This window comes from Brenneria salicis ATCC 15712 = DSM 30166 (genome assembly GCF_003315515.1).
Classification (GTDB): Bacteria; Pseudomonadota; Gammaproteobacteria; order Enterobacterales; family Enterobacteriaceae; genus Brenneria; species Brenneria salicis.
Genome location: NZ_QNRY01000079.1, coordinates 1 through 5,469, shown reverse-complemented (window position 1 = coordinate 5,469; position 5,469 = coordinate 1). Strand labels below are relative to the sequence as shown.

Genomic DNA, 5,469 nt, shown 5'->3' with positions numbered 1-5,469 from the left:
TTGATGCCTGGCAGTTCCCTACTCTCACATGGGGAGACCCCACACTACCATCGGCGCTACGGCGTTTCACTGCTGAGTTCGGCATGGGGTCAGGTGGGACCACCGCGCTATCGCCGCCAGGCAAATTCTGTTCCATTCCAGCCGTTACACTCTCTTCCCGTGTAACCACCAGAACCAATCTCAAAACAAGCTAAAATCCTTCGTCTCTCTACAAAACACCTTCGGTGTTGTAAGGTTAAGCCTCTCGGGTCATTAGTACCGGTCAGCTCAACGCATCGCTGCGCTTACACATCCGGCCTATCCACGTCGTCGTCTTCAACGGCCCTTCAGGGGCATCACGTGCCCAGGGAAGACTCATCTCGAGGCAAGTTTCCCGCTTAGATGCTTTCAGCGGTTATCTCTTCCGCACTTAGCTACCGGGCAATGCAATTGGCATCACAACCCGTACACCAGCGGTGCGTTCACTCCGGTCCTCTCGTACTAGGAGCAACCCCTCTCAATCTTCCAACGCCCACGGCAGATAGGGACCGAACTGTCTCACGACGTTCTAAACCCAGCTCGCGTACCACTTTAAATGGCGAACAGCCATACCCTTGGGACCTACTTCAGCCCCAGGATGTGATGAGCCGACATCGAGGTGCCAAACACCGCCGTCGATATGAACTCTTGGGCGGTATCAGCCTGTTATCCCCGGAGTACCTTTTATCCGTTGAGCGATGGCCCTTCCATGCAGAACCACCGGATCACTAAGACCTGCTTTCGCACCTGCTCGAGCCGTCACTCTCGCAGTCAAGCTAGCTTATGCCTTTGCACTAACCTCCTGATGTCCGACCAGGATTAGCTAACCTTCGTGCTCCTCCGTTACGCTTTGGGAGGAGACCGCCCCAGTCAAACTACCCACCAGACACTGTCCGCAACCCCGTTCAGGGGCCCACGTTAGAACATCAAACATCAAAGGGTGGTATTTCAAGGTCGGCTCCACGCAGACTGGCGTCCACGCTTCAATGCCTCCCACCTATCCTACACATCAAGGCTCAAGGTTCAGTGTCAAGCTATAGTAAAGGTTCACGGGGTCTTTCCGTCTTGCCGCGGGTACACTGCATCTTCACAGCGAGTTCAATTTCACTGAGTCTCGGGTGGAGACAGCCTGGCCATCATTACGCCATTCGTGCAGGTCGGAACTTACCCGACAAGGAATTTCGCTACCTTAGGACCGTTATAGTTACGGCCGCCGTTTACCGGGGCTTCGATCAAGAGCTTCAGCTTACGCTTAACCCCATCAATTAACCTTCCGGCACCGGGCAGGCGTCACACCGTATACGTCCACTTTCGTGTTTGCACAGTGCTGTGTTTTTATTAAACAGTTGCAGCCAGCTGGTATCTGCGACTGGCTTCGGCTCCATCCGCCAGGGACTTCACCTACGCGCCAGCGTGCCTTCTCCCGAAGTTACGGCACCATTTTGCCTAGTTCCTTCACCCGAGTTCTCTCAAGCGCCTGAGTATTCTCTACCTGACCACCTGTGTCGGTTTGGGGTACGATTGACTGTTACCTGGTGCTTAGAGGCTTTTCCTGGAAGCGTAGCATCAGTTGCTTCATCACCGTAGTGACTCGTCATCACGCCTCAGTGTTAATGATGTTCCGGATTTTCCAAAAACATCCACCTGCACGCTTAAACCGGGACTACCGTCACCCGGCCAACCCAGCTTTCTCCGTCCCCCCTTCGCAGTAACAACCAGTACAGGAATATTAACCTGTTTCCCATCGACTACGCCTTTCGGCCTCGCCTTAGGGGTCGACTCACCCTGCCCCGATTAACGTTGGACAGGAACCCTTGGTCTTCCGGCGTGCGGGTTTTTCACCCGCATTATCGTTACTTATGTCAGCATTCGCACTTCTGATACCTCCAGCAGCCCTCACAGGCCACCTTCAACGGCTTACAGAACGCTCCCCTACCCAACAACACCTAAATGTCGCTGCCGCAGCTTCGGTGCATGGTTTAGCCCCGTTACATCTTCCGCGCAGGCCGACTCGACCAGTGAGCTATTACGCTTTCTTTAAATGATGGCTGCTTCTAAGCCAACATCCTGGCTGTCTGGGCCTTCCCACATCGTTTCCCACTTAACCATGACTTTGGGACCTTAGCTGGCGGTCTGGGTTGTTTCCCTCTTCACGACGGACGTTAGCACCCGCCGTGTGTCTCCCGTGATAACATTCTTCGGTATTCGCAGTTTGCATCGGGTTGGTAAGCCGGGATGACCCCCTAGTCGAAACAGTGCTCTACCCCCGAAGATGAGTTCACGAGGCGCTACCTAAATAGCTTTCGGGGAGAACCAGCTATCTCCCGGTTTGATTGGCCTTTCACCCCCAGCCACAAGTCATCCGCTAATTTTTCAACATTAGTCGGTTCGGTCCTCCAGTTAGTGTTACCCAACCTTCAACCTGCCCATGGCTAGATCACCGGGTTTCGGGTCTATACCCTGCAACTTAACGCCCAGTTAAGACTCGGTTTCCCTGCGGCTCCCCTATGCGGTTAACCTTGCTACAGAATATAAGTCGCTGACCCATTATACAAAAGGTACGCAGTCACACCACAAAGGATGCTCCCACTGCTTGTACGTACACGGTTTCAGGTTCTCTTTCACTCCCCTCGCCGGGGTTCTTTTCGCCTTTCCCTCACGGTACTGGTTCACTATCGGTCAGTCAGGAGTATTTAGCCTTGGAGGATGGTCCCCCCATCTTCAGACAGGATATCTCGTGTCCCGCCCTACTCATCGAACTCACAGCGAGTGCATTTTTGTGTACGGGAGTATCACCCTGTACCCTGCGACTTTCCAGACGCTTCCACTAACACACAAACTGATTCAGGTTCTGGGCTCTTCCCCGTTCGCTCGCCGCTACTGGGGGAATCTCGGTTGATTTCTTTTCCTCGGGGTACTGAGATGTTTCAGTTCCCCCGGTTCGCCTCGCAACACTATGTATTCATGTTGCGATAGTGTGTCGGAACACACTGGGTTTCCCCATTCGGGTATCGTCGGGTATTACGGCTCATATCGCCTTGCCGACGCTTTTCGCAGATTTGCACGCCCTTCATCGCCTCTGACTGCCTAGGCATCCACCGTGTACGCTTAGTCGCTTAACCTCACAACCCGAAGGTGTTTCTTCCGCCCGGTCTGGCTGCGTCGTCCAAACCCCGTGTTGCGCAGTGCTCGGAATGCTCATGGACATTAAGTCCACTGCGCTTCCTGCGCGCTGTGCGCCTTGGCTTTGAACGCCTCGCTAGTCCTCTTGCAGAGAACGCTTCGCGCTGCGATTTTTGAGAGACTCTGACACGACAACATCGTCAATAAAGATTATCGTCGCCGCATCGTTTCAAATTTCAGCTTGTTCCGGATTGTTAAAGAGCAATACCGTAAACCCTGACTTTCTCAAGTCAGCTTTACGCTATTCGGTGATAATGTCTTTCACCCATTATCGGTATGGCGTCCCCAAGGGGATTCGAACCCCTGTTACAGCCGTGAAAGGGCAGTGTCCTAGGCCTCTAGACGATGGGGACACGAAAAATCCGCACCAGACCCCGGGGGTTGGCGCTTTTCGCATCAGCGTAAGGTCTCCCCTACCGCATCAACAGGTGCGCTTGCTCAGTATTTTCATCAGACAATCTGTGTGGACACGTCACTCAACTCACATCTCTGTGTTAAGGAGGTGATCCAACCGCAGGTTCCCCTACGGTTACCTTGTTACGACTTCACCCCAGTCATGAATCACAAAGTGGTAAGCGCCCCCCCTAAGGTTAAGCTACCTACTTCTTTTGCAACCCACTCCCATGGTGTGACGGGCGGTGTGTACAAGGCCCGGGAACGTATTCACCGTAGCATTCTGATCTACGATTACTAGCGATTCCGACTTCATGGAGTCGAGTTGCAGACTCCAATCCGGACTACGACGCACTTTATGAGGTCCGCTCACCCTCGCAGGCTCGCTTCTCTTTGTATGCGCCATTGTAGCACGTGTGTAGCCCTACTCGTAAGGGCCATGATGACTTGACGTCATCCCCACCTTCCTCCGGTTTATCACCGGCAGTCTCCTTTGAGTTCCCACCATTACGTGCTGGCAACAAAGGATAAGGGTTGCGCTCGTTGCGGGACTTAACCCAACATTTCACAACACGAGCTGACGACAGCCATGCAGCACCTGTCTCAGAGCTCCCGAAGGCACAACCGTATCTCTACAGTCTTCTCTGGATGTCAAGAGTAGGTAAGGTTCTTCGCGTTGCATCGAATTAAACCACATGCTCCACCGCTTGTGCGGGCCCCCGTCAATTCATTTGAGTTTTAACCTTGCGGCCGTACTCCCCAGGCGGTCGACTTAACGCGTTAGCTCCGGAAGCCACGGTTCAAGACCACAGCCTCCAAGTCGACATCGTTTACGGCGTGGACTACCAGGGTATCTAATCCTGTTTGCTCCCCACGCTTTCGCACCTGAGCGTCAGTCTTCGTCCAGGGGGCCGCCTTCGCCACCGGTATTCCTCCAGATCTCTACGCATTTCACCGCTACACCTGGAATTCTACCCCCCTCTACGAGACTCTAGCCTGTCAGTTTTGAATGCTGTTCCCGGGTTGAGCCCGGGGATTTCACATCCAACTTAACACACCGCCTGCGTGCGCTTTACGCCCAGTCATTCCGATTAACGCTTGCACCCTCCGTATTACCGCGGCTGCTGGCACGGAGTTAGCCGGTGCTTCTTCTGCGGGTAACGTCAATCAACAAACTTATTAAGTTTATCGCCTTCCTCCCCGCTGAAAGTGCTTTACAACCCGAAGGCCTTCTTCACACACGCGGCATGGCTGCATCAGGGTTTCCCCCATTGTGCAATATTCCCCACTGCTGCCTCCCGTAGGAGTCTGGACCGTGTCTCAGTTCCAGTGTGGCTGGTCATCCTCTCAGACCAGCTAGGGATCGTCGCCTAGGTGAGCCGTTACCTCACCTACCAGCTAATCCCATCTGGGTTCATCTCATGGCGTGAGGCCCGAAGGTCCCCCACTTTGGTCCGAAGACGTCATGCGGTATTAGCTACCGTTTCCAGTAGTTATCCCCCTCCATCAGGCAGATCCCCAGACTTTACTCACCCGTCCGCCGCTCGTCACCCAAGGAGCAAGCTCCTCTGTGCTACCGCCCGACTTGCATGTGTTAGGCCTGCCGCCAGCGTTCAATCTGAGCCATGATCAAACTCTTCAATTTAAGATTTGTTTGATTTGCTTCCACTCGGGAAGCCATGCTCAAAGAATTAATAACTGTTTATTCGTAATGAATTTACTGTCAGTCACTCTTCAAGACTTTTTTATATCGTAAGATACGGTCTTGTGAGTGCCCACACAGATTGTCTGATTCAATTGTTAAAGAGCAGTGCGTACTGGCCTTAGCCACTAACGCGAGGTGGCGTATATTACGCTTTCCTCTTTCAGAGTCAA

Annotated in this window: 1 tRNA gene and 3 rRNA genes; all 4 read right to left on the bottom strand. The window is 53.3% G+C overall.

Annotated elements, in window-relative coordinates:
- Positions 1–5: 5 nt before the first annotated feature.
- The 4 genes from rrf to DES54_RS18130 all read right to left on the bottom strand — a co-directional run bounded on the left by rrf (position 6) and on the right by DES54_RS18130 (position 5,239).
- A 5S ribosomal RNA gene (gene rrf, locus DES54_RS18145) occupies positions 6–121 on the bottom strand.
- Between the two features lie 110 nt (positions 122–231).
- A 23S ribosomal RNA gene (locus DES54_RS18140) occupies positions 232–3,140 on the bottom strand.
- Positions 3,141–3,478: 338 nt separating this feature from the next.
- Positions 3,479–3,554, bottom strand: a tRNA-Glu gene (locus tag DES54_RS18135).
- Between the two features lie 142 nt (positions 3,555–3,696).
- A 16S ribosomal RNA gene (locus tag DES54_RS18130) occupies positions 3,697–5,239 on the bottom strand.
- Together the 16S, 23S and 5S rRNA genes with 1 tRNA gene alongside form the textbook arrangement of a ribosomal RNA operon.
- Positions 5,240–5,469 lie beyond the last annotated feature (230 nt).